Annotated in this window: 18 protein-coding genes; 6 read left to right on the forward strand and 12 right to left on the reverse strand. The window is 73.1% G+C overall.

The genetic code is table 11. The annotated features are described in order from the left end of the window. The first annotated feature begins 27 nt into the window (after positions 1-27). Genes Cs7R123_RS36770 through Cs7R123_RS36780 form a run of 3 tightly spaced genes read left to right on the forward strand, consistent with a single transcriptional unit; the run spans position 28 to position 3,782 of the window. Positions 28-2,091 (forward strand): hypothetical protein, encoded by a 2,064-nt coding sequence (locus Cs7R123_RS36770; RefSeq protein WP_212833513.1) that lies wholly within the window; start codon positions 28-30, stop codon positions 2,089-2,091. 53 nt (positions 2,092-2,144) lie between these two features. Next, on the forward strand, positions 2,145-3,341 hold the full coding sequence (locus tag Cs7R123_RS36775; RefSeq protein WP_212833515.1) for a YibE/F family protein: 1,197 nt from the start codon (positions 2,145-2,147) through the stop codon (positions 3,339-3,341). A gap of 36 nt (positions 3,342-3,377) precedes the next feature. Next, positions 3,378-3,782, forward strand: a complete 405-nt coding sequence (locus Cs7R123_RS36780) for a hypothetical protein (RefSeq protein WP_212833517.1) — start codon at positions 3,378-3,380, stop codon at positions 3,780-3,782. A 102-nt stretch (positions 3,783-3,884) separates the two neighbouring features. On the opposite strand, the gene Cs7R123_RS36785 is transcribed toward Cs7R123_RS36780, so the two are convergent. Next, the gene (locus Cs7R123_RS36785) at positions 3,885-5,447 is read right to left on the reverse strand and encodes a CocE/NonD family hydrolase (protein ID WP_244872375.1); all 1,563 of its coding nucleotides are present in this window, start codon (positions 5,445-5,447) and stop codon (positions 3,885-3,887) included. 282 nt (positions 5,448-5,729) lie between these two features. Then, positions 5,730-6,485: an SDR family oxidoreductase gene (locus Cs7R123_RS36790; protein ID WP_212833518.1), complete on the reverse strand. Its 756-nt coding sequence runs from the start codon at positions 6,483-6,485 to the stop codon at positions 5,730-5,732. Between the two features lie 526 nt (positions 6,486-7,011). Between Cs7R123_RS36790 and ddaH the strand changes: the two genes are divergently transcribed. Both ddaH and rocD read left to right on the forward strand, forming a co-directional pair. Continuing rightward, complete coding sequence (gene ddaH, locus Cs7R123_RS36795) at positions 7,012-7,821, forward strand: dimethylargininase (protein WP_212833519.1); 810 nt, start codon at positions 7,012-7,014, stop codon at positions 7,819-7,821. After that, positions 7,818-9,038, forward strand: coding sequence for an ornithine--oxo-acid transaminase (rocD, locus tag Cs7R123_RS36800; protein ID WP_212833520.1), 1,221 nt, complete (start codon positions 7,818-7,820; stop codon positions 9,036-9,038). The genes ddaH and rocD overlap by 4 nt, the downstream gene beginning before the upstream one ends. 158 nt (positions 9,039-9,196) lie before the next feature. Here rocD and Cs7R123_RS36805 read toward each other — a convergent pair whose 3' ends face one another. From Cs7R123_RS36805 to Cs7R123_RS36830, 6 genes are all read right to left on the reverse strand, one after another. Further along, positions 9,197-10,258, reverse strand: coding sequence for an FHA domain-containing protein (locus Cs7R123_RS36805; RefSeq protein ID WP_212833521.1), 1,062 nt, complete (start codon positions 10,256-10,258; stop codon positions 9,197-9,199). A 53-nt stretch (positions 10,259-10,311) separates the two neighbouring features. Then, positions 10,312-10,770, reverse strand: coding sequence for an SHOCT domain-containing protein (locus Cs7R123_RS36810; protein WP_212833522.1), 459 nt, complete (start codon positions 10,768-10,770; stop codon positions 10,312-10,314). Positions 10,771-10,841: 71 nt separating this feature from the next. After that, on the reverse strand, positions 10,842-14,732 hold the full coding sequence (locus Cs7R123_RS36815; protein WP_212833523.1) for a PT domain-containing protein: 3,891 nt from the start codon (positions 14,730-14,732) through the stop codon (positions 10,842-10,844). A gap of 35 nt (positions 14,733-14,767) precedes the next feature. Further along, positions 14,768-16,186, reverse strand: coding sequence for a hypothetical protein (locus Cs7R123_RS36820; protein ID WP_212833524.1), 1,419 nt, complete (start codon positions 16,184-16,186; stop codon positions 14,768-14,770). After that, positions 16,186-16,596: an SHOCT domain-containing protein gene (locus Cs7R123_RS36825; protein ID WP_244872376.1), complete on the reverse strand. Its 411-nt coding sequence runs from the start codon at positions 16,594-16,596 to the stop codon at positions 16,186-16,188. Before Cs7R123_RS36825 ends, Cs7R123_RS36820 begins: the two co-directional genes overlap by 1 nt. Before the next feature lies 1 nt (position 16,597). Then, entirely contained in the window at positions 16,598-17,026 is a 429-nt protein-coding gene (locus Cs7R123_RS36830) for a DUF6325 family protein (RefSeq protein WP_212833526.1), read from the reverse strand. Between the two features lie 101 nt (positions 17,027-17,127). Here Cs7R123_RS36830 and Cs7R123_RS36835 point away from each other — a divergent pair, with 101 nt between their 5' ends. Beyond that, a complete protein-coding gene (locus tag Cs7R123_RS36835) occupies positions 17,128-17,718 on the forward strand; it encodes an HdeD family acid-resistance protein (RefSeq protein ID WP_212833528.1) in 591 nt (196 codons plus the stop codon). A 116-nt stretch (positions 17,719-17,834) separates the two neighbouring features. Here the strand turns inward: Cs7R123_RS36835 and Cs7R123_RS36840 are convergent, their stop codons facing one another. The 4 genes from Cs7R123_RS36840 to Cs7R123_RS36855 all read right to left on the reverse strand — a co-directional run bounded on the left by Cs7R123_RS36840 (position 17,835) and on the right by Cs7R123_RS36855 (position 23,726). Continuing rightward, positions 17,835-18,650, reverse strand: coding sequence for a patatin-like phospholipase family protein (locus tag Cs7R123_RS36840; RefSeq protein WP_374707073.1), 816 nt, complete (start codon positions 18,648-18,650; stop codon positions 17,835-17,837). Positions 18,651-18,742: 92 nt separating this feature from the next. Then, positions 18,743-21,358 (reverse strand): chitinase C-terminal domain-containing protein, encoded by a 2,616-nt coding sequence (locus tag Cs7R123_RS36845; protein ID WP_212833530.1) that lies wholly within the window; start codon positions 21,356-21,358, stop codon positions 18,743-18,745. A gap of 191 nt (positions 21,359-21,549) precedes the next feature. After that, complete coding sequence (locus Cs7R123_RS40940; protein ID WP_280517348.1) at positions 21,550-23,016, reverse strand: cell wall metabolism sensor histidine kinase WalK; 1,467 nt, start codon at positions 23,014-23,016, stop codon at positions 21,550-21,552. Next, positions 23,013-23,726, reverse strand: coding sequence for a response regulator transcription factor (locus Cs7R123_RS36855; RefSeq protein ID WP_212833532.1), 714 nt, complete (start codon positions 23,724-23,726; stop codon positions 23,013-23,015). Before Cs7R123_RS36855 ends, Cs7R123_RS40940 begins: the two co-directional genes overlap by 4 nt. Between the last annotated feature and the right edge of the window lie 334 nt (positions 23,727-24,060).

Genomic DNA, 24,060 nt, shown 5'->3' on the forward strand with positions numbered 1-24,060 from the left:
CTGGTGCCCGTCGCCTACCCTGCGCCGGTGACCACCCCCGCCGCCGTACCAGCCGCGCCTGCCGCCGTATCGCCCGGTCCGAGCGGCGGCGGCGCCCTGCTGTCGGCCGGGCTGCTGGCCGTGCTGGCGCACTGGCGGCCCCTGGCCGTCGTGCTCGTGCCGACGCTGGTCCCGGCACTGCTGCTGGCCGAGGCGATCCGCATCGGGCAGGCCGGACCCGCGGCGACGATCCTGGACGGGGTGCTGCGCCCCGACGCGACCGTCGACGGTTCGGTGGTCGGCTGGCTGATCCTGGCGGTGGCCTGGCTGATCGGGCTGAACGCCGCGATGCTCGTGCTGGCCGGGCGGCTGCGCGGGGTCGCGGTGCCGCCCCGGCAGGCGCTGCGCCGGGCGGCGCGCACCGCACCTGAGTCGGCCGTGGCCATGGTGCTCCTCCTCGTCCTGACGGCGCTGGTGCTGGGATGCGTGACCGGTGCGGCGTCCGGCGGCGAGGAGCTGAAGCTCCCGGTCCTGCTGGTGGGGATCGTGCTCGGGCTGGCGCTGGTGTCGACCAGGTTGCTGGTCCTGCCCGCGCTCGTGCTGCGCAACAACGACGAGCCGCTGCTGCGGCACGTGGGGCGGCTGGCCTCCGGCCGGCTGCCGAGCACCGGGATCGCGCTGTCGGCGGTGATCGTGCTGCCGTGGCTGGCCGACCGGTTCGACAGCGCCTCGGCCGCGCTGGACACCTCGCACCCCCGTGCGATCGCGCTGCTGCTGCGGGTGCTGGTCGTGGTCGGCGTGCTGCTGGTGACGGCGGTGCAGGCGTCGCTGCTGACGGTGGCGTACCTGCGGCCGCGCGGCCCGCGCCAGCCCGGCCCCGCCGAGACGGACCTGGCCCGGATCGACCGGATCCTGGCCGGACACGGCGCGACCGCCACTCCCCCGCCGCCCCGGCGCGCCGCAGGCTGGGCGCTGGCCGCGCTGGTGCCGCTGCCGATGCTGCTCGGCGTGGCCGTCGCGGCGGTCAACCCGTACGGCAGCCCGCGCGCCGACTCCTACGAGGTCTCCTGGAGCGGGGGCATCGTCGCGGCGGCGTGGCCCGCCGGGCGGCACCCGATCGTCGTCACCGAGTACGCCGTGCACTGGTGCCGCGACGACGCCTGCGCCGACAGCGACACGCACACCTCCGAGGTCACCTGGTTCGGGTCCGACGGCACCAGCGCCGCGATCGGCGCCGACGGCGCCGTCGTGGCGGCCGGGCTGCGCGGGCGCGACGTGCCCGACCTGGTCCGGACCGACGGCAACGACGCCGTGCAGCTCGAACGCTGCGAGGGGCCGGGACGGTGCACCGACGGCATCACGAAGTGGCACACCGGCGGCAAGGAGGAGCAGCCCCTGCTGGCGGTCGCGCCCGGCCCCGACGGCTCGATCGTGGTGGCCACCGCGCGCCCGCTGCCGGTCAAGGAGGGGGTGCCGACCCGGGCCGAGCTCGCGGTCACCCGCTGCAACACCGTGCACTGCACCCGGCGCTCGCTGGCCGTGCTGGGCACCGTCGACGTGATGCTGAGCGCGATCGAGGGCGGCGGCTCGGGCATGCGGACGGCCGTACCCCGGATGACGCTGACGCTCGACGACCAGGACCGCCCGACGGTGCTGCTGCGCGACGCCGCCGGAACCGGGGCCTGGCTGGCCACCTGCCCGGCGGCCGACTGCGCGGGCGCGCACGTCGACCGGATCGCCGCGCCCGGCGACCCGACCGTGCCCGCGGTGCTGCTCGACCGCGGCGGGCCCGCGCTGGTGCCCGGTTACGAACTCGGCGGCGACCAGGGCGAATGGCCGCTGACCGTACGCGGGCACACCGTGTGCGGCCTGACTACGGCCCCTGGCCCCGGCCCGGACGTGTACTTCCACTTCGGCCCGGCCGAGCAGCGGCGGCGCCTGGCCGCGTGGTGCGAGCCGGCCGACGGGTTCGACGGCCGGCCCCGCCGGATCACCCTGGCCCAGGTGGACGCCGAGCCGTACTACCAGGCGCTCGTCGCCGGGCCGGACGGGCGGCTGCTGGTGATGTGGTCCGACGACGGCCACCGGTATGCCATGCTCGTCACGCCCTGACCGGAATGCCGCAACCGGCTCGGCGGCCGTCCCGGGTGGACTAGCTTCGGGTCATGGGGGCGGGGCACAGTCACGAACCGAGTGAGACCCTGCCGCCCGCGCCGCCCCGGCTGCGCCGCATCGTCACGCTCGTCATCGTCCCGATGGTGGTGGCGACCGTGGTCGGGCTGCTCGTGCTGTGGCCGCGCGGCAGCGCGCCACCGGCCGGGGAGCAACTGGCCCGCCTGCACGGCCGGATCGTCAGCGCCACTCCGGCGTGCCCCCGCGAGATCCCGGCCCAGCCCGGCGGCTCCTGCGGCACCGCCGTCGTACGGGTCGGCGACCAGCAGGTCGAGGCGACCGTGCCGTCCGGGCCGACCTCGCCGGTCATCGCGCCCGGCGACCGGGTGATCGTGGTGGAGAGCCCCGACGCGCAGGGCAACGTGCGCTACGCCGTCGTCGACCACGACCGCTGGACGCCGTTGCTGCTGCTGGTGGCCCTGTTCGTCGCCGCGGTGGTCGCGTTCGCGCGCTGGCGCGGGGTGGCCAGCCTGGTCGGCCTCGCGGTCAGTTTCGCGGTGCTGCTGCGGTTCATCCTGCCCGCGATCCAGCAGGGCGAGTCGCCGCTGCCGGTGGCGATCGTCGGCGCGGCCGCGATCATGTTCGCCGTCATCTACCTCACCCACGGCGTCAGCGTCGGCACCTCGATGGCGGTGCTGGGCACGCTCGCCGCACTGATCCTGACCGGCCTGCTCGGCCTGCTGGTGACCCGGACGCTGCACCTGAACGGCGCGGGCACCGACGAGGCGGCGATCCTGACCAACGTGCTGGCCGGGGTGGACCTGCGCGGCCTGCTGCTGGCCGGGATCATCATCGGCACGCTCGGCGTGCTCGACGACGTGACCATCACGCAGACCGCCCTGGTCGGCGAGCTGTCCCTGGCCGACCCGACGCTGTCGGCCCGCCAGCTCTACCGCGCCGCGATCCGGGTCGGCCGCTCGCACGTGGCGTCGGTGGTCAACACCATCATCCTGGCGTACGCGGGTGCGTCGCTGCCGCTGATGCTGCTGATCGTCAGCGCCGGAGCGAAGGCGGGCGACGTGCTGCCGACGCAGATCATCACCGCCGAGATCGTCCGGGGCGTGGTCGGCACGCTCGGGCTCATCGCCGCCGTCCCGATCACCACCGCGCTGGCCGCCTGGGCCGTCGCCGAGGCGCACCGGCATCCGGGTTCGCCCGTTTCCACAGAAAGCGACCATGAACACGGATAGCGTGAGAGAACATCACTTTCCCGAAAGGATGTTCCGATGACGACGGCCGTACGGCCCGCGCGCCCGCCGATGTCCGGCTGGCTGTCCTTCGCGGGCATGCTGATCCTGCTGCTCGGCGTGTTCAACGTCGTCGAAGGGGTGTTCGCGCTCTTCAACGACAAGTACGTCTCGTACGCGGCGGGTCAGTTCTACCTGTTCGACCGTACCGGCTGGGGCTGGCTGCACATCATCCTCGGGGTGCTCCAGATCGCGGTGGGCTCCGGCGTGATGTCCGGCAAGACGTGGGCGCGCGGCGTCGGCGTCGGCCTGGCCGCCCTGACCGCCCTGATCCAGATGCTCTACCTGCCGCTCTTCCCGTGGTGGTCGCTGATCAACATCGCCCTGTGCGTGCTGGTCATCTACGCCCTGATCGTCCCGCCCCGCGGCGCCATCGGCGCGTGAGGCGGGCGGGGTGAGTCGCCGAGCTTGCCGGCAGTTTCGGGGAAAGTGCACCTATCCGGCCTCGGATTCGTGCACTTTCCCCGAAACTGCATGATGGCGCGATCAGCGGACGGGCAGGTCCAGCCAGGACTGGCCGGAGAAGAGGACGGAGCCCAGTGCCCCGTTCTCGTCGAGGTAGTAGCCGTCGTGGCCGTCGAGCACCAGGGCCAGGTGGTGGCCAGCCGGGACGTCCCAGCTGGTCGCGGGCAGCTTGATGTCGAGGGTACGGGCGGCGCCGGCCGTACCGTTCAGCCATGAACCCGGGGCCTGTGTGATCAGGCGGCCCGTGCCCGCCCAGTCCACGTCGTACAGGTACGCCACCAGCGTGCCGCTGCGCTCGGTCGGGGTGAACCGGGCGTGCACCGTCGCCGTGCCGCGGATGCGGATCGTGCTCGACGCGTCGTCGGCCTGCCACACCCCGGCGGCGTTGCGGTCCACGGCCGGGAGCCAGGCCGTCGGCGGGATGCCGGTCAGCGCCTGCAGGCCGTTGGACAGCAGGATCACGCCGCCGCAGGCCACCGTGTCCACGGTGAACCAGGTGCGCCGCGACCAGCCCGTCGACGGGGTGCCGCCGAGCCGGCCGGTGCCGGTCAGCCAGCTCACCTCGCCCAGGCCGTACCGCGTGGTCGTGGTGTTGACGGCGGCCCAGTTCGGGTAGGACTCGACCGCGCCGCCGGTCATCGAGCGGAGCACCACCGGCGGCTCGGCGTCGATGCCGTTGGCGGCGCCCTGGAGGTAGCGGTCCATCCAGCGGCGGACCGAGGTCCACACGTGGTTGTCCAGCCCGGCCAGGCCGGTCAGCTCGGGGATCGCGTGGTCGCCGGGGGCGAACTCCAGCCGCTTCGGCCCGGCCAGGCCGGTGAAGAAGTCGGTGAGCTGGTTCGGCGGGAAGATCGAGTCGCCGTACCCGTTGGCCATCAGGATGGCGGGGCGGCTGGCGTTGATCGCCGACAGGTACGTGCCCGCGGACCGTGCGCGGGCGAAGGACTTGACCCCGTCGATGTTGCGGTTGGCGTAGAAGTCGCCGATGACCGTGTCGAACTCGTCGCTGGTGTCGGCGAGCAGCGCCGCCGCGCCGACCAGCAGCGCCGTGGACTGAAGGCGGCGCGTGTCGCCGCCGTAGAGCGACGCGACCAGGTCGCTCCAGCCGCTGAGCGCGGCCACGGCCCGGATGCGGCTGTCGTGCCCGGACGCGATCAGGCTGATGCCCGCGCCGTACGACACCCCGGCCATGCCCAGGCGGGACGCGTCGGCGGTAGTGTTGGCGACCGTCCAGTCCAGCACGCGGGACACGTCGGCGATGTCCTTCGGCCCGGCGGTGTCGACCTCGCCGCCCGAGGTCCACCACCCGCGCGGGGTGTACGACACGACGGTGTAGCCGCCCTGGGCGAGCGCGCTCGCCTGGGCCAGGTATTCCAGGTCGTTGAGTCCCCAGCTGGACGGGAACACGATGGCGGGGTGCCGACCCGGGCTGGTCGGCTCGATGACGTTGGCCTTGAGGACCACCCCGTCGGGGGCGGCGATGTCGACGAAGCGGAACCCGGTGGTCGTGCCGGCGTGGGCGGGAGCGGCCCAGCCGAACAGGGCGAGCACGACCACCGTGAAGAGGGGTAGGGATCTCCTCACAGCGACCTCGCGGGGATGTCGGTCTTGCTGCGGACAAGTTACCGAGAGGTAACCATGTCGTGAGCTAGATCACAATACCCACTGGTAACTTTGGCCCACCCCGATCACCACCGCCCCACCAGTCGGTCGCCGGGGCGGAGCAGTCGCGATCAGCCGTTTTTCCATAGACGCTGGCCTATCACGTCGACTTCGATCACCTTAAATTCACTGTGATAGGCCAACGTCTATGGAAACGAGACGGCGCAGCGTCGGGCGGAGACCGTCCGGCCGACGGGTGGGCGGTCACCCGCGGGGGCCGCCCGCGACGTAGATGACCTGGCCGGTGACGAAGCCGGCGCCCTCGCTGGCCAGGTACGAGATGGCGTGTGCGACGTCCTCCGGGCGGCCGACGCGGCGCACCGGCGTCTCGGCCGCGCGGGCCGCCTGGAACGCTTCGAAGTCCACCCCGACCCGGGCCGCGGTGGCCGCGGTCATCTCCGTGACGATGAACCCGGGGGCCACCGCGTTCGCGGTGATCCCGAACGGGCCCAGCTCGATCGCGAGCGTCTTGGTGAAGCCCTGCAGCCCAGCCTTGGCGGCCGCGTAGTTGGCCTGGCCGCGGTTGCCGAGCGCCGAGGTGCTCGACAGCGACACGATGCGGCCGTACTTCTCCTCGACCATGTACTTCTGCACCGCGCGGCTGCACAGGAACGCCCCGCGCAGGTGCACCGACATGACGGTGTCCCAGTCCGAGTCGGTCATCTTGAACAGCAGGTTGTCGCGCAGCACTCCCGCGTTGTTGACCAGCACGGACGGGCTGCCGAGGTTCTCGGCGACGTGGGCGACGGCGGCCTCGACGGCGGCGGAGTCGGAGACGTCCGCGCCCACGGCGATCGCGCGCCCGCCCGCCGCGGCGATGGCGGCGACGGTGTCGGCGCAGTTGGCCGCATCGAGGTCGACGGCGGCGACGGCGAACCCGTCGGCGGCCAGCCGCTGGGCGGTGGCGGCGCCGATACCCCGCGCAGCCCCGGTGACGATCGCAACTCTCTGGTCAGTCATGCCCGGCACTTTAACGACAGTTCAGCACCCCCACCACGCAGGACCCACCCCCACCCGCCCCGCGCCTCCCCACCCCACCCGCCCATCCCGTCGATCATGAACTTATGGCCGTGTTCGACGGCGTGTCACCACCCCAGCACCGTGATCACCTCCCCATCCCCTCGCCCCCGCGCCGACGTCCGGCGCTGGGGATGACCGCAAGCGGCGATCACGGCGGCGAGATCACTGGCTGCGGTCGAGATGTCGCGCCAGAGGGCCGACTCTGACCGAAGACGCCGATCTTGCGCGCCGGGGCGCCGGGCGCCGGGCGGCGGGCGGCGGGCGGCGGGAGCCGAGGGGGTGGCGGCGGGGTCGCCCGGGAGGGGGCTGGGCGGGGTGGTGGGGCGGGGGTAGCGTGAGGGCGGGAATGGGATTTCGGCCCGACGCAACGAATCGTTGGTCGGGCCCTCGAAATGCGCAATAAACCAAGGTCATGCGCATGACCGAATGGTGGTTACCGCGCCTGTCCGGCCCCTAGCGTTGAGGCATGCAGAAGCGCTTTCTGATGTGCCGGCCCACCCACTTCGCCGTCACCTACAAGATCAACCCGTGGATGGACCCCGCCGCCCCGTACGACACCACTCTGGCGATCAGCCAGTGGGAGAGCCTCAAGGCCACGTACGAGAACCTCGGCCACCAGATCGAGCTCATCGAGCCCGTCGCCGGGCTGCCCGACATGGTCTTCGCCGCCAACGGCGGCACCGTGATCGACGGCCGGATGTTCACCGCCCAGTTCCGCCACGCCGAGCGCGCCGACGAAGGCCCGGCCTACCGCGACTGGTTCGACCGCTCCGGCTACGAGGTGCACGACGCGAAGCACGTGAACGAGGGTGAGGGCGACATTCTGCTCGCCGGGGAGTACGTCCTGGCCGGTACGGGCTTCCGCACCGCGCACGCCTCGCACGCCGAGGTGCAGGAGATCTTCGGCCGCCCGGTCATCACCCTTCAGCTGGTCGACCCGCGCTTCTACCACCTGGACACCGCGTTGGCGGTGCTGTCGACGGGTGCGGACGGCAAGCCCGCGAACATCGCGTACCTGCCGGAGGCGTTCTCCGCGGGCAGCCAGTCGGTGTTGCGCCAGCTCTACCCGAACGCTGTGATCGCTAAGATCGAAGATGCCGAGGTGCTGGGCCTCAACGCGGTGAGCGACGGGCACAACGTCGTGCTGCCCGTGCAGGCCGCGCACCTGGCGGAGGAACTGCGCAAGGCCGGTTACGAGCCGATCGGGGTGGACGTCTCCGAGCTGCGCCTGGCCGGCGGTGGACCGAAGTGCTGCACCTTGGAGCTGCGCTCATGAACTCGATCGTCGATAGCCGTACCCCGTCGGCGGTGGCCGACGCCGAACGCTGGACGGCGCACAACTACCACCCGCTGCCGGTGGTGATCTCCGAGGCCGAGGGTGCCTGGGTCACCGACGTCGACGGCAGGCGGTTCCTGGACTTCCTGTCCGGATACTCGGCGCTGAACTTCGGGCACCGGCACCCGAAGCTGATCGCGGCCGCCCACGCGCAGCTGGACCGGCTCACGCTGACCAGCCGCGCGTTCATCCACGACCAGTTCGCCGAGTTCTGCCACCGGCTGGCCGACCTGACCGGCCAGGACCTGGTGCTGCCGATGAACACCGGCGCGGAGGCGGTGGAGACCGCGATCAAGGTGGCCCGCAAGTGGGGTTACCAGGTCAAGGGGGTGCCGGACGGGCAGGCGAAGATCATCGTCGCGGCCGACAACTTCCACGGCCGTACGACGACGATCATCAGCTTCTCGACCGACGACGACGCTCGGGCGGACTTCGGGCCGTACACCCCGGGGTTCCAGATCGTGCCCTACGGCGACCTGACCGCGCTGGCCGACGCCGTGGACGACTTCACCGTCGCGGTGCTGCTGGAACCGATCCAGGGCGAGGCGGGCGTGCTGGTCCCGCCGGACGGCTACCTGCCCGGCGTGCGCGACCTGTGCAGCCGCCGCAACGTGCTGTTCCTGGCCGACGAGATCCAGAGCGGCCTGGGGCGGACCGGCCGGACGTTCGCGGTCGACCACGAGGGCGTCCGGCCCGACATGCACATCATGGGCAAGGCGCTGGGCGGCGGCATCGTGCCGGTGTCGGCCGTGGCCGCCAGCCGCGAGGTGCTCGGTGTGCTCAAGCCGGGCGAGCACGGCTCGACCTTCGGCGGCAACCCGCTGAGCTGCGCCGTCGCCATCGAGGTGATCAAGCTGCTGGAGACCGGCGAGTTCCAGCGCCGCTCGGCGGAACTGGGCGGGCTGCTGCACGAGCAGCTGCGGGCGCTGATCGGCCGGGGCGTGACCGCGGTGCGCGGGCGCGGCCTGTGGGCCGGTGTCGACATCGACCCGGTGATCATGAGCGGCCGCGAGGCGTCCGAGAAGCTGATGGCGCGCGGCATGCTGGCCAAGGACACCCACGGCGTCACGGTACGGCTGGCCCCGCCGCTGGTCATCGAGGCCGACGAGGTCCGCTGGGCGGTACGGCAGCTCGCCGAGGTCATCGGCGCCGCCTGACCCCTGGCTGCCCCGATCTGACCGCAGGCCGCGATCCATGATCGCGGCCTGCGGTCGTAAAGTCAGCTCAGAACCGCTGATCCGACCGCAGACGGCGATCACGCAGCCCGCAGCCAGCGATCACGCAACCGCGCCAGCCGACGATCACCGCATCCGCGTCAGAAGCCGGGGCTGTTGGGGCGGAACGCCATCGTCGGCGCCTCGCCGAGCACCGACGCCGAGTCGACGGGCCGGCTGCTGGCCAGCGCCCCGAGCCGCCCGATCTCCACCCCCGGGAACAGCTCCACGATGTCGGACACCCCCAGCTGCCGCGACGCGCCACGGCTGAGCTGGAGCTCCCCGTCCGCGGCCCCGCCGAGCCGCACGAGGGTGCCGTTCATGCTCAAATCGGTGATCGAGATCCCGGTCTGGGTGAGGGCGACCGACACGTGCGCCCGGCTGACCTTCGCGCGGGCGTCCTCGTTCAGCCACGGTCCGAGCTGCACGCCGCTCTGCCCCTGCCCGCCGTCGGGCGCGCGCCCGACCACGATCGGCGCGGCCGCGGTGACCACGAACCGGGTCCGGATCACGCCGTCGATGCGCACCGCGAGCACCTGCTGCGGCGGCCGCGGCCCGGCGTCACCGAGCGGGGCGTCGTGCCGGGCGCAGAGCGGCTGGCCGTTGCGCAGCCGGGGCACGGGCTGGCCGCTGCCGCGGCGGGCCGGGCCGAAACTGCCGCAGTCGGGGTCGGGGCAGTGCCACCAGCGGGCGGTGAGCTGGCGCCCGACCGGCGACGGGCCGTTCGGGACCGGGCCGCGCGGCTGGAGCACGGCGCCACCCGCGCCGGGCAGCGGCGACCACACCGCGGGCAGCGCCCGGGAGATGATCGGCAGGCCGGTCAGCTCGGAGATCTCCATGACGCGCGGGCCGGCGCCGACCGCGACCTCGACGGTGCCGTCGTCGGCCCAGCGGCGCATCACCATGCGCTCGTTGGAGGTCAGGTCCTGGTTCGACAGCAGCGACTTGTCCACCACGCAGTACGCCGAGACGTGCTCCTCGCCGACCTGGCGCGCCAGCGCGTCGACCACCATGCCCAGCCGCACCAGGTTGGCGGGGCGGCCGCCGTCCAGGTCGGCACAGTAGATCAACTCGCCCACGTCGAGGACGCCTGCGGCCAGTGCCGGGTCGGTGCCCAGACGCCGCTCGATCGCATCCAGTACGTGGCTGACCTCGAACCTCATGACCACAGACCCTAGGTTCGGGGCGCGACCTGCCGCAACCCGCAAACGGATCGTCAGATGCCACTCGGTGCTGTCGGCTTTGCGGCTGCGGCCGAGGTGGCGGCGCTGGTGGGGCCTGTGGGGCCGCTGGGCGTGGTGGGAGTCACTGCCTTGGCGGCATCGAGCACCCGCGCCTTCTCGGCGGCGAACTCGGCGTCGGTCAGCTTCCCCCGGTCGTGCAGGTCGGCCAGCATGCTGAGCTGCTGTGCGGTGTCGGTCGGCGCGTACTTCTGCACGAAGTCACGGCTGGCCTGATCCATCGCCTGCCGCTCCTGCGGGGTGGCGCCCGGCCTGCGGAAGATCAGGTAGATCAGGGTGCCGAAGAACGGCGCCAGGATCACCACGACGATCCACAGGGCCTTGAGCCAGCCGCTGAGGTCGTCGCGGCGGAAGATGTCCACGATGGCGAACGCCCAGATCAGCAGCAGCGGGATGAAGATCAGCAATAGCCAGAAGACATCCCAGAAGTCCATGTTGCCCCCTTTTTCGGATACCTCCTCACATTCTGGCAAGCAGTGGACGCTCCGGCGTCGACTTCCATGAATCAGCGCATCCGGCCCAGCGCGCCGCGCAGGCGGGCCACGTCGCGGCGGCGCCGCTCGTACGTGATCGCCAGCGTCAGCAGCACCGCCCCGCCGACCGCGATCGGCACCCAGGTCGGCGCCAGCCGCACCACCAGGAACAGCTCGTGCGCGGCCAGCACCAGCAGCACGCCGCCGCCCAGCACCACCGGCGCCTGCCAGCGGCGTACGGACCCGAAGACCACCACGAGCAGCGCGCCCGCGCCGAGCAGCAGCCGCCGCTGCACCGAGTCGCCGGTCAGCGCCCCGGCCAGGCTGGGCAGCAACGCCGCGACCAGCGCCGGACCGGCGAACAGCCAACTGGACAGGTCCGGCCGGGTCCGCGCGGCGTACAGGCCGACCGCCAGCGCCAGCGCCGCCACCGGCAGCGTGTACGCCTCGACGGTGCCGATGCCCGCCGACCGCAGCAGCAGGCACCACGCGACGGCCTCGCCCACCGCGGCCAGCGCCGCGCGCGGCACCCGCTGGGCGGGCGCCGCCGCGAGCACGGTCAGCCCGACCGCCACCCCCCACAGGGCCAGCACCAGCGCGCTCGGGCGTGCCGCGCCGTGGCACAGGGTCAGCGCCACCAGCGCCGCGGAGTGCGCCGCGGCCTCGACCGCGGCCCGCTGCGGGCGCACCCGGGGCAGGTGGGCCAGGCCGAGCAGGATCGCCGCCACCGCGAGCACCAGGTAGCCGGTCACCTGCGTGGGCAGCTCGGCGGCGCGACCGATCGCGTACGCCAGCAGCACCTTGGCGCCCGCCCCGGCCAGCCAGCCCGCGACGCGGATCGAGGCGGAGCGGCCGCCGAAGGCGACCACGGCCAGCGCGACGCTCAGCACGGCCAGCGCCGCGACGGTGGACCACTGCCGGGGCAGCGACCCCGCCAGCCCCAGCACCGCCAGCAGCACCCCGTACGCCGCCGCCGTGGCGGTCAGCGCGCCGAGGCGGCGCAGCGACACCAGCACGAGCAGGCCGGTACCCAGCAGCAGTTGCAGGGCGGCGATCACCGGCCACGGGGCGGGCCACGCGGCCAGCGCCGCGAACACCGCGACCAGCCCGACCAGGCCGCCGAGGATCAGGCCGTAACGGCGGCCCGACGGGCCGAACCAGGCGACCGCGGCGGGGGCGTACAGCGCCAGGGCCAGCACCGCGCTCCAGGTCACCGGGCTGAGCAGCGCCGGGCTGAGCCCGGCCCCGGCCGGGGCGCCGGACCAGATCGCGCCGAACCAGCCCAGCGGGGCGATGAAGACGGCATGGAGCGCGGCTGAGCACTGGAGCAGGCCGCCGGCGAACACCACCGCCGGGATCCAGCGCGTCCAGTTCCGGCCCGACAGCATCGTGACCGCCGACAGGGCGAGCACGCACAGCGCCGTGTAGACCTCGCGGGGCTCCGTCGCGGGCACGCCGAACGGCAGCGCCCACAGCGCGCCGACCAGGCCGCCGACGACGGCGTACGAGCGCAGCGGGCGCAGCAGGTACACCCAGAGCGGGCTGAGCAGCGCCGCGACCAGCAGCGCCCGGTGTCCGGTCAGGCCACCGGCGCCCGCCGCCACCGCCGTGGCGTGCACGGCGGGCGGGAGCAGCGCGATCGCGATCGCCGCGCCGAGGCCGCCGAGCGCCGGGGCGGCCTGTGGCAGCAGCCGGCTCGCCGCGGTGGCCAGCGCACCGAGCAGGACCACGCCGAGCAGCGCCACCGCCGACAGCAGCGGCGCACCGGCTCCGGCCGTCAGCGCGTGCGCACCCAGAGCCAGCGCGACCGTGCCCCAGGCCACGGCACCGGGCGCGGTCGGTCGCCACGGCGCGGCCGGGGCGGGCGGCACCGGGCCGCCGGGCATCGCACCGCCCGGCATCGCACCGCCGGGCACCGTGCCGCCGCCGAGCAGCGCGGCCCCCGCCGGGGTGCTGAACCCGGTGAGCATGATCCGCTCGCCGGTCGCGACCGCGTGACGGTCCTCGGCTCCCGCCGCGGCGGCGTCCCCGCCGGGCACGCCGTCGCCCGTGGCCTGGGTCGCCGCGAAGGCGTCGGTGAGCACCGCGAGCTGGTCCCGCGCCGCCGCAGCCGCCGGGACCGCGCTCGCCTGGCCGGTGGGCTCGGCGGCGTCGGGCGCGGTCGGGCGACCGGTGTCCGGGCCGGTGGCGGCGGGGGCGCTCGTCGCACCGCCGGTCGGCGCGGAGGTCGGCGGCAGGTCCACCGGAGCGGGTCCGGGCCGGGACAGCAGGGCCAGGGCCAGCGCCACGGCTGCGGTGGCCAGGTCGACGGCGACGGCGGTCCACGGGGTGAGCGCGGGGTGGCCGGGCAGGGCCAGGGCCAGCAGCGGCAGCGCGGGCACCAGGGTCCAGCGGCGCAGCACGCCGCCGCGTCCGGCCAGCAACCAGGCGGCCGCGGTGACCAGCAGCAGCGACAGGGGCAGCTGCCAGGCGTAGGAACCGTCGTAGGGCGCCGGGTGGGCGTTCCACCACGGCACCGCGTCGGCGAGCGAGTACAGACCGGTGAGCAGGGCCCAGCAGACCGCGCACACCGCGGGCACCACCAGCGCCAGCGCGGCGCCGACCCGCGCGCCGGTCGCGGCGGACGGTTCCCGGCGCGCCAGCGGGCCGCGCAGTTCCAGCGCCAGCACCGCGACCACGCCCGCGGCTGCCGTCAGCGCCAGCAGCCACTGCTCGGGCCACTGGGTCAGGGCAGGCCGGGCCAGGGCGGCAGCCAGCGCCGCCGCGAGCACCCCGGCCGCGACGCCGCGCCGGTAGGCCAGCCCGGAGGTGCCGGCAGGAACGGCCGCGGAGACGGCGGGGGCGACCGGATCGCGCACCCAGAGCCACGCCACCAGGACGGCGGCGACCGCGAGCAGCACCGCCGAGGCGCGCAGGGCCTGCGCGACGTTCTCGACCGCCAGCACCCACCCGCTCAGCGCGAGCAGCGTCGCGACGAGCAGGGCGAAACCGGCGGCCAGCGCCGCCAGCACCCGCCACACGGCCGCCGTGCCGGACGGCTGCCGCCAGGTCTGGCGCAGCAGCAGGTCGCCGAGGGCGACGGCGGCGAAGACCAGCGTCCACCCGGCCAGGCCGAACCCGGCGGGCACGAACAGCAGCGGCAGCGCGGGCTGGGCGGTGATCAGGGCGCCGAAGCGGGTCGCGGCCGTGCCGACGAGCCGGGAGTACGCGAACCCGACCGCGCTCGTCCCCGCCGCGACCGTGCCCGCGTAAACGGCACCGTGCCAGTGCTCGGCGATGCCGCCGAGGTCGACGTACCAGATGGCGTAGCCGTCGAGCAGGAGCAGGAGCAGGCCGAGGGCGGCGAAGGTCTCGGCGGTGGCGGTCAGGCCGCGGCGTCGCACCAGCGGCGGCACCGCGAGCACGGCCAGGGTCACCACGCCGAGGATGACCGCACGCCCGACCACGTCGAACGCGGCCCAGGCGACGGCGGTGAACACGATCGCGGCGATGCCCAGCAGCAGGCCGCCGAGCACGAACAGCAGGTTCTGCACGGTCTTCGTGCTCGCCTCGGGCTGCCCGCCCGGTCCGGCGAAGGCGCCCGGTGCCGGCGGGACGGCCGGTCCGGCGGGGGCCTGGGCGGCGGGGATCCGGGTCTGCTGGGTCACCACCGCGAGGTTGCGGCCGCGTTCGCGCGCCATGGCGGTGCGGACCGCGGTGGCGTGCAGTTCGCGCTGCCTGCGGGCGGTGGCGAGTTGCTGGGCGAGGTCCTGGTAGGTCAGGCGGGCCTGCTCGGTGCGCGGAGCCAGGTCGGCGATGCGCACGTCGTACGCGATGACCTCGGCGGCGTCGCGGTCCGGGGCGCGCCCGCAGCCGGGACACGGTCCCGCCAGGGTCGCGGCTGCGCCGCACATCGGACACGGATACGAGGACGGCTCGCTCATGGCAGACAGCATGGCGCAGGCGCGCCAGTCGTGAATCAGCCGCTCGGGTCGGGTACCCGACGCGCGACCGTCAGCAGCATCGTCAGCAGCGCGCCGACCGCGAACACCCACAGCGCGGTGGCCGGGGACGGGCGGGCCAGCAGCCACCATGCCAGCAGCAGCCCCACCAGCACCGCGATCGGCGCGAAGAACCGGCGGACGAACCGCCCGACGCTCCGGGCGGCGGGCTCGTCGCCCAGCGGCGCGGCGATGTGGTCCAGCCCCCTGTTGACCAGGGCACGCAGCCGCCGCGCCCCGGACGACGGCCCGGCCAGCACCGTCCACACCACCCCGAGCAGCACCACCAGCAGCACCGTGCCCAGGGCGTAGAGCAGGCTGCGGATCACGGTGTCGTAGACGTCGAGGGTCACCGTACGGTTGAAGCCGCGCGCCACCGCCTGCTGCGCGGCCCGGTCGCGGGCCACCTGGTTGGCGGCCAGCGCCACCCCCAGCAGCAGCGCGGTCAGCAGCAGGCTCATCAGCAGCCCGCGCCGGTGGTTCGGTGCGGCCCACACCGCGAACCCGAGCAGCACCAGCGCCAGGATCGGCAGCCAGGTCCCCCCGAGTTGCAGCAGCCGGACGTATTTCTGGATGGTCGGCAGCTGCTCGACCTGCGCCACCGGGTACGGGATGGACATGTCGGGGATGTGCGCGGCCAGGGTGAAGCCCCGGTCGACCAGGTTCTGCCGGGCCAGGGCGAGCACCGGGCCGAGGTCGATCACGACGGTGGCATCCTGCGTGTGTACGAAGCGGCCGTCCTGACCGGTGAGGATGTTCGCCAGCCCCTGATGCCCGGCCCGGTTCATCTGTATCCACACCGTCGCGAACTGCGGCGAGTGGACCACCTCGTCGACGATCCGGTGCACCTGGCCGGTCAGCCAGTTGGTGATCGCGGGCGTGACCAGATCGATGATCGATTGCGCGCGGGGCAGCCCCACCGCGTTCGCCAGGTCGCCCGCGAGCTTCTCGATCGGCAGCCGGGACATGACCTCGTGCGTCACCCGCTCGGTGACGGCGGCCTGCACCTGCGGGTCCTCGGCCAGTGGCGCGACGGTCTGCACGTACGCGTCGGTGTCGAGCAGCTGCGCCCGCGCGAAGCGGGCCAGCACCGAACCGGTGACCAGCGACGCGGACAGCAGCGCGAGCACGAACGCGAGCGCCCAGCGCAGCCCCCGCACCGCCTGCCCGCCCCGGCCTCGGCGCGGCTCGGGCGGCCGGGTTTCGCGGGGCACGGTCCCGGGCGGCGGCGGCCCGGCGGGCGGCAGCCCGAGCGGCAGGTCGGCGGGAGCCGAATGCGGCAGATCGGCGGGGGCCGGATGCGGCACGGCCGGATGCGGTGCGGCCGGGTCGACCGGCACCACCCGCGGCTCCTCGGGTTCGCCGGGGTCGGGCTGGGTGAGCACCCGGGGCGCCATCAGGCACCCAGCAGGCGGGACTTGGCAGCGGCGAACTCGGCGTCGGTGAGCGCGCCCGCAGCGTGCAGCTCGGCGAGCTGTTCGAGCTGCCGGGTCAGCACGCTGCCGGTGTCCGGAGGCGCCGGCCGCGCCGGGGCCGGGTCCTGCGCCGGCCGCGCCGACGCCGGTGCCTGCGCGGGCGGCGCCGACGCCGGTGCCTGGAAACCGGGCGTGATGGTGTCGGCGGGCGGCCGCTGCGCGGCGGTGGCCTGCTCGGCGGCCGCGCGCTGGGCGGCCTCCTGCTGCCTGCGCTGCTGCCAGCCGCTGACCGCCCCGGCGACCGCGGTCGCCGTGCCCGCCACCACCGCCGTACGGGCGGCCGTGCCGAGCAGCCCCGGCCGCCGCCGGCCCACCACCGGACGTCGCAGCATGTCAGCCTCCTACGCCAGCCGCCTCGATCGCGTCGACGACCGGGCCCGGAATCCGTTCGGCGAGCACGACCTCGCCGCCCGCGGCGGCGACCGTGGCGCGCATGCTGCGCAGCCACACGTGCTCGAACAGCAGCACCAGCGCGGTCGCGCCCGGTGTGATCGCCTCGGCCAGGTCGCGCACGTCCTGTTCGGAGATGAGCCCGTCGACGGCCTGGATGTCGGGGTCGAGCGCCTCGAAGTCGGGGTCGCCCTCGTACTCGCCGAGTTCGTGGGTGGTGACGGTGCCGTCGGCCGCCCGGGTCACGACCACCGTGTCGATGATCCGGACGATCTCCTGGTCGACGAGGCGGTGCAGCTCGGGGGCGAGCTCGCGGCCGGGCACCCGGTCGGGGAACTCGACGACGACGAACTCCAGCGGTCCCCGTGCCATCGCTGCTCCCTCGGTCAGGCGCCCCGTCAGCCGCCGTCGCTTCCCGAGGCTACTAGTACGAATCGGGAGAAATACGGGAGATTGCGAGATATCTTCGCACCATGGTCGACCCGTACGGTGATGCGGCGCTGGAGTCCGCCGCGCTGCGCAACTTCAAACGGATGGCGCTGGTCGGCGGCATGCTCTCCATCGCCATGGGGCTGGTGCTGCTGCTCTTTCCCGAGAGCACCCTGGCCGTCATCGCCGCCCTGATCGGCGTGCTGCTGATCGTCGTCGGCATCTTCCGGATCGCCGAGGCCTTCAGCAGCAAGGGCGCCAGCGGCGGCCACCGCGCGCTGATCGGCGTCATGGGCCTGGTGTTCATCGTGATCGGCATCCTCTGCCTCAACCACCTGCCCACCACGGTCAAGCTGCTGGCGGTGCTGCTCGGCCTGGCCTGGATCGTCAGCGGCATCGCCGAGATCGCGGCCGGGTTCACGCGCCGCCGCACCGGCTGGGGCAAGGTCGGCACGATCCTGATGGGCCTGCTCGGCGTGATCGCCGGTCTGATCATCCTGTTCTGGCCCGCGATCACCCTGACCGTGATCGTCTGGATCACCGGCCTCTGGCTGGTCGCCCTCGGCGTAGTCCAGCTGATCCTGGCCTTCACCTCAGGCCGCGCCGCCAAGAACGCCGCCATGACCATCCCCTGACCGCCCTGGGCAGCGCAGGGGAAGGGCAGTTTCGGGGAAAGTGCAGGAATCTTGGGCCGAGTTCGTGCACTTTCCCCGAAACTGCACGAACCACAACCCCGCGCCGGGACCGCGCGTCAGCGGCCGACGGCGGCCAGGTAGTCGCGGGAGGCGGCGTAGGCCTCGCTGACGCGGCGGCCGATCGCGGCGGTGTCGCGGTATGCCCACGGGCTCTCGTCGGCGCCGGCGCCGCCGGGCAGCACGTGCACCCGGACACCGTCGGGCACGGCGGCCAGCTCGCGGGAGAAGCGGACCCGGCGGGCGATCTCCATCGAGACGCTGGTCGCCTCCCACGGGCGCTGCGGCGGCTCCAGCGGCCGCTCCAGACGGCCCACCTGGAGCATGAACACCTCGTCGGCGCCGAGCCGGATCGCCTCGGTGATCGGGTACGACACCAGCCCGCCGTCCAGGAAGTGCTCCCCGTCGATCTCCACCGGCGGCAGCACGCCCGGCAGCGCGGCGGCGGCCAGCACGGCGGGCACGACCCGGCCCCGGTCGAACCAGTGCGCGTCGGCGCGCTCGATGTTCGCCGCGCACAGGTGCAGCGGCACGGGCAGGTCGGCGAAGGTGGTCTCGGGGCGGAAGGTCCGCTCCAGCAGCCGCTGCAACGGGGCGGGCGAGTGCAGGTGGGCGCGGGTGGCCAGGCGGCGGATCTGGCGCGGCACCGAGTCGCCGTACACCTCGCTGATCTCCGGGGTGGCCCACAGCCGCACCAACCGGTCGACGACCTCGGGTTTCGGCTCGGAGGCGACCAGCGCGGCGTTGATCGCGCCGATGGACAGCCCGACGACCAGGTCCGGGCGGATGCCGCCGCGGAACAGCGCGCGCAGCATGCCGACCTCGACGGCGCCGAGCACCCCGCCGCCACCCAGCACGAACGCGACTGTCCCCACGTCCGCCATCATGCATGATCCTGGCGTCCTCCGAGCCATCGGTGCAGCTCAGAGGACGCCAGGATCACAGTGCGCGGGTCACCCCGCCGGTCTTACAGCTTCAGCCACAGCGCGGGCACGTTCGGCGGCTCCCAGCCGACGATCGAGGTGTGCGGCTGGCGGCACTGGTACGTCGAGCCGCCGTAGGTCACCTTGGCCCCGGTCACGTACGCCACGTTCGGCGCCCAGGCCGGGGTGGTCCCGGGCGAGGTCGACGGGCTCGGCGAAACCGACGCGCTGGGCGAGGCGGACGGGCTCGGCGAGGCCGACCGGCTCGGGGACGGCGACGGGCTCGGGGAGCTCGACGGCGACACCGAGGGCGACGGCGACGGCGAGCCGCCGGTGCAGGCACCGAGGTCCACCCAGACCGCGGCGACACCGGGGGTCTCCCCCGTGGTCCACCACTGCGCCCGCCACGCGTGCCCGTTGTAGGACACCCGGTTGCCGCCGGTGTAGACCTTGCCGCTCTCCCACGCCGGGTCGGTGCAGGTGCCGGGCGGGGTGCTCGGCGAAGCCGAGGCCGACGGGCCGACCGAGGTCGACGGCGACGCGCTCGGCGCCACCCCGCCCCGGGCGTAGTTGACGGAGAGGCTGTAGCTCTGCCCGCCGAAGGTGAGCGTGTAGTTGGACGGGCTGCCGATCGGGAGCACGTAGTTCAGCGTGATCTCGACGTTGGCGCCCGGCGCGATCGACTGGTAGCTCGGGATGGTGACCTTCACGTGGTGGAAGTCGCCCTTGAGGCCGCCGATGTTGCTGCCGGTGTGGCCCGGCGTCACCGTCATCGCCCAGCCGGACTGCTGGCTCATCGTGCCCGGCGCCGAGGTGCCGTAGTCGAAGTCCAGCACCGTGCCGCCGGGGATGGTGGTGGTGGAGTTGTTGGTCAGCCGCAGCTTCGGGTTGATCGGGTAGTTCGAGTCGCCCAGCGCGAAGCCGTTGAGCGTCACGTCCACGTCGAGCGTCTGCGCGGGCAGTGCCGTGTTGGCCTTGCTCGCGCCGTACGCCGGGGCGGTGGCGAACTTCGCGGCGATCGCGTTGGTGAGCGTGTTGCCCATCTGGTACTCACCGGCGGTGGAGTTGAAGGCGTAGTCGCCGGCCAGCTCCCAGATCATGATGCCGCCGATGCCCTTGTTCACCACGTAGTCGGCCTTGGCGCCGATGGACTGCTCGTCCTCGGTGGACAGGAACACCTTCTTGGACGCGTTCCACAGCCACGGCGCGGCCAGGGCCGCCGAGTAGTTGCGGACGTAGGTGCCGGTCAGGTTGTCGTTCGGGTCCGTGGCCGGGGTCAGGCCGTACGCCGCGCGGTAGGAGCCGGCGATGCCGTTCTCCAGATTCTTGGCGTGCCACATCGGGTTGGAGCCGGCCGGCTCCTCGTTGCCCGAGGTGTCCAGGTCGTGCCACAGGTTGTCGATGCCGATCGCGCCGTTGCCGCAGGGGCTCTGCGTGCCGACGGGGCAGTTCGTGCTCTTGGGCGCGGTGCCCCACAGGCCGTTGTTGCCGCCGGTGACGCCCTGGAAGCCGCGGGTGTAGTACGGCACGCCGATGTTGATGCGGCCGCCCTGCACCGCACCGCGGTAGTAGTGGTACGCCCAGTCGGTGTTGAGGTAGCCGATGTTGGAGTACGCGCTGTAGACGCCGCCCGCGGTCAGCTCGTTGTCGGCGCCGTCGTCGTACAGCGACGCGTTCGGGCCGACGTACTGGTTCCAGGCGCCGTGCAGGTCGTACGACATGATGTTGATGTAGTCGAGGTACTGGGTGGCCTGGTAGGCCTCCATGCCCCGCAGCAGCCAGCCCGACGCGGGCGCGGCCACGGTCACCATGTAGTACTTGCTGTCGGAGGCGGCCGCGGTGTCCAGCTTGGTGCGCAGCGTCTTCATCAGCGTCTGGAACGAGGCGTTCAGCCCGGCCCGGCGCGCGTTGGCCTGCGTGAAGTCCATCGGGTTGCCCGCGTCCTTGTTGGACGTGGCGTACTCGTAGTCGATGTCGACGCCGTCGAAGCCGTACTGGCGCAGGAAGGCCACCACCGAGTCGGCGAAGGCGTTGATGCCGGCCGTGTTGATCGAGCCGTCGGCGTTGGTGGTCATCCGGTAGAAGCCGCCGGAGTCGATGTGGTTGCCCGCGTCGTCGAAGAAGCCGCCGGTCTCGGCCCAGCCGCCGACGCTGATCAGCGTCTTGACGTCCGGATACTGCTTCTTGAACTTGTTGAGCAGGTTGAAGTGGCCGGTGTACGAGTACGCCGGGTCCATCTCCGCGCCCGCCACGCCCGGCCACGTCATGTTGGTGGAGGCGTTGTTAGCGGCCGTCGGGGTGCCGATGGAGATCTTGTTCGCCCCGTCGACGTGCGCGAACGCGTAGTTGATGTGGGTGATCTTCTGCCACGGGATCTGGTTCACCAGGTAGGCCGGGGCGCCGTTCTTGCCCGTACGCCAGTTGGTGAAGTAGCCGATGATCCGGCGCGGGTGACCGGCGCCCATGGACTCGCGGCCGGTGGTGTCGTAGGCGTCGCAGTAGGGGACGGTGACGCCGGGAGTCCGGTAGAGACCGTCGGGGCGGCAGGCCTCCTGGTCGACGGCCGAGTTGGCGGTGCCGGCGAACGCGACCGCGAACGCGGTGGCGGCCAGGCCGGTCGCCGCGGCGACGAGCAGGTTGAGCAGCGGTTTGCGTTGCATGGAACTCTCCTGGGGCGTAGCGGTACCACGGAAAGCCAGAAACTCTGTTAGTAAAGTTTGCTAAAAATTAGACCCGTGACCCCGGTCACGCAAGAGTTGTCGGCCGATGTTTAACCGGACGTTAAGGTACGGCGAACCGCCTCGCCCGACCCGCCGTTCCCCGCCCCGTGAGGCCGCACCGACAGGGCGGGTTACGCGAGGGGGAGGCGGACGGCGAAGGTCGCGCCACCGCCGGGCGTCGGGGCGTACGTGATGGTGCCGCCATGCCCCGTGACCAGCGCCGCCACGATGGACAACCCCAGCCCGGAACCCGCCGCCGGGAAGCGGTCGTGGTCGCGGGCGCGCGCCGGGTCGACGCGGTAGAAGCGTTCGAAGATCCGTTCGGCGTGCTCGGGAGCCAGGCCCGGCCCCTGGTCGACGACGTCGAGCACGGCCCGGTCGTCCTCGGTGCCGACCCGGACCGTCACCGGCGTGCCCGGCGGGGTGTGGGCGAGCGCGTTGCCGAGCAGGTTGGTCAGCACCTGGCGCAGCCGGTCCTCGTCGCCGAGCACCACCGGCGCCTCACCGTCGAGCAGTTCCAGGCGCACCGGCCGGGCGGCCTCGCGCAGCTGGGCCGACTCGATCGCGTCGGCGGCCAGCGGCAGCAGGTCGACCGGTTCGCTGCGCAGCGGGCGCTGCTCGTCCAGCCGGGCCAGCAGCAGCAGGTCCTCCACCAGCAGGCCCATCCGGGTGGCCTCGGTCTCGATCCGGGCCAGCAGCGCCGACACCTCGGCCGGGTCGGTGACCACACCCTGCCGGTGCAGTTCGGCCAGGCCGCGGATGCCCGCGAGCGGGGTGCGCAGCTCGTGCGAGGCGTCGGCGACGAAGCGGCGCAGCCGCGCCTCGGACGCCGTACGCTCGCCGAAGGAGCTCTCGATCTGGGCCAGCATCGTGTTCAGGGTCCGCGACAGGCGGCCGATCTCGGTGCGCGGCGCGGCCTGTAGCGGCACCCGGCGGGACAGGTCGCCCCCGGCGATGATCTCCTCGGCGGTCTGCTCGACCTCGGTCAGCGGCCGCAGCCCGACCCGGATCATGTAGACGCCGAGCACGGTCGCCAGACCGAGCACGACCATGGTCACCACGATCTCGATCCCGCCCAGCCGGCCCATGGTGCGGGCGACGCCGGTGAGGTCGTACGCGATGACGACGCTGCCGTCGCCGCTGGTGCGCTCGGTGACCAGCACCTGGTAGCCGGGGTGGTGGCGTTCGGCCGAGTTGGCCGCGTAGAACGGCTTGTCCGCGCGCGACACCACGTCCGCCCGGTCGAGCACGGGCAGTTCGGGCGAGCCGCGCTGTCCCGGCCCGCGCAGCTCCTTGACGACCCGGCCGGTGTTGTCGCGGAACTCCAGCACGTACGCGTCGAACAGGGCTTTGCCCTTGGAGTTGGCCAGCCGGGCGAACTCCTCGGTGGTGACCTCGGCGGGCTCGGTCCCCGACATGGCCTGCGCGGTGAGGAACAGCTGCTCGTTGACCCGCTCGACCAGGTACATCCGCAGCAGCGCGACGCTGGTGAAGTCGGCGACCACGAATCCGGCGGCGACCAGCGCGAGCACCCCGGCCAGCAGCCGGGACCGCAGCGACCAGCGCTTGGGCCGTTTCAGGGCGGCGACCAGCTTCACGAGCGGGGCAGCCGCAGCGAGTAGCCGAAGCCGCGCAGCGTGTGGATGAGCGGCGGGTCGACGGTGTCGACCTTGCGGCGCAGCAGCGAGATGTACGACTCCACGATCCGCGCGTCGCCGCCGAAGTCGTAGCGCCACACGTGGTCGAGGATCTGCGCCTTGCTGACCACCCGGTCGGCGTTGGTGAGCAGGTAGTGCAGCAGTTTGAACTCGGTCGGGCTGAGCCGGATCAGCTTGCCCGCCCGGCGCACGTCGTGGGTCTCCTCGTCGAGTTCGAGGTCGGCGAAGCGCAGGGTGGAGTCGTCGCTGGGCAGGGCCGCCCCGGCATAGGTGCGCCGCAGCACGGCCCGGATGCGGGCGACGACCTCCTCCAGGCTGAACGGCTTGGTCACGTAGTCGTCGCCGCCGACGGTCAGGCCGGTGATCTTGTCCTGCACGCCGTCGCGGGCGGTGAGGAACAGCACGGGCACGTGGGCGCCGGAGGAGCGCAGGCGGCGGACCACCTCGAAGCCGTCGCAGTCAGGCAGCATCACGTCGAGCACGAGCAGCTCGGGCTTGAACTCGGCGGCCACCGCCAGCGCCTGGGCGCCGGTGGCGGCGGTGCGGACGTCGAAGCCCACGAACCGCAGGCTGGCCGAGAGCAGCGACACGATCGTCGGCTCGTCGTCGACCACGAGCAGCCGGCGCTGCTCTCCCTGCTCCGGCTTCATCGGCGTGCTCCTGTTCGTCGGCTGGCGGCGCCAGTGTGCCCGAACCGCCCCCGAGGTTGCCTGCACACAACCCGAATAAATGCTGAAAGTCACCGCCCGATGTGCCCAACACCTCCCCACTTGCCGGGCATACGGGCGTATCTTGGGACGCCGTTCGCCCGGTTGCCCGGCAACTCGGCGGATCTTGGAACGGACGTGGTGCGCGCCGGTGGCGGTGCCGGGAAACGTGACCGAGAGCACTCGCGGCTTTCGGCTCGCTTTCAGGTTCGGTTCAGGGTTCGTGCGCGTTGTCCTGGTTGACTGCGGTCGAACCTGGGCGTCCCCTCCCCTGCGG

It is taken from the genome of Catellatospora sp. TT07R-123 (assembly GCF_018327705.1).
GTDB lineage: Bacteria > Actinomycetota > Actinomycetes > Mycobacteriales > Micromonosporaceae > Catellatospora.

Bases quoted from the DNA above. Each gene is read 5' to 3' on its own strand.
- Cs7R123_RS36780 (WP_212833517.1), top strand. From the start codon at position 3,378: ATGACGACGGCCGTACGGCCCGCGCGCCCGCCGATGTCCGGCTGGCTG.
- Cs7R123_RS36810 (WP_212833522.1), bottom strand. From the start codon at position 10,770: ATGGACTTCTGGGATGTCTTCTGGCTATTGCTGATCTTCATCCCGCTG.
- Cs7R123_RS36845 (WP_212833530.1), bottom strand. From the start codon at position 21,358: ATGCAACGCAAACCGCTGCTCAACCTGCTCGTCGCCGCGGCGACCGGC.
- ddaH (WP_212833519.1), top strand. From the start codon at position 7,012: ATGCAGAAGCGCTTTCTGATGTGCCGGCCCACCCACTTCGCCGTCACC.
- Cs7R123_RS36805 (WP_212833521.1), bottom strand. From the start codon at position 10,258: ATGAGGTTCGAGGTCAGCCACGTACTGGATGCGATCGAGCGGCGTCTG.
- Cs7R123_RS36775 (WP_212833515.1), top strand. From the start codon at position 2,145: ATGGGGGCGGGGCACAGTCACGAACCGAGTGAGACCCTGCCGCCCGCG.
- Cs7R123_RS36855 (WP_212833532.1), bottom strand. From the start codon at position 23,726: ATGAAGCCGGAGCAGGGAGAGCAGCGCCGGCTGCTCGTGGTCGACGAC.
- Cs7R123_RS36790 (WP_212833518.1), bottom strand. From the start codon at position 6,485: ATGACTGACCAGAGAGTTGCGATCGTCACCGGGGCTGCGCGGGGTATC.
- rocD (WP_212833520.1), top strand. From the start codon at position 7,818: ATGAACTCGATCGTCGATAGCCGTACCCCGTCGGCGGTGGCCGACGCC.
- Cs7R123_RS36815 (WP_212833523.1), bottom strand. From the start codon at position 14,732: ATGAGCGAGCCGTCCTCGTATCCGTGTCCGATGTGCGGCGCAGCCGCG.
- Cs7R123_RS36820 (WP_212833524.1), bottom strand. From the start codon at position 16,186: ATGGCGCCCCGGGTGCTCACCCAGCCCGACCCCGGCGAACCCGAGGAG.
- Cs7R123_RS36825 (WP_244872376.1), bottom strand. From the start codon at position 16,596: ATGCTGCGACGTCCGGTGGTGGGCCGGCGGCGGCCGGGGCTGCTCGGC.
- Cs7R123_RS36830 (WP_212833526.1), bottom strand. From the start codon at position 17,026: ATGGCACGGGGACCGCTGGAGTTCGTCGTCGTCGAGTTCCCCGACCGG.
- Cs7R123_RS36835 (WP_212833528.1), top strand. From the start codon at position 17,128: ATGGTCGACCCGTACGGTGATGCGGCGCTGGAGTCCGCCGCGCTGCGC.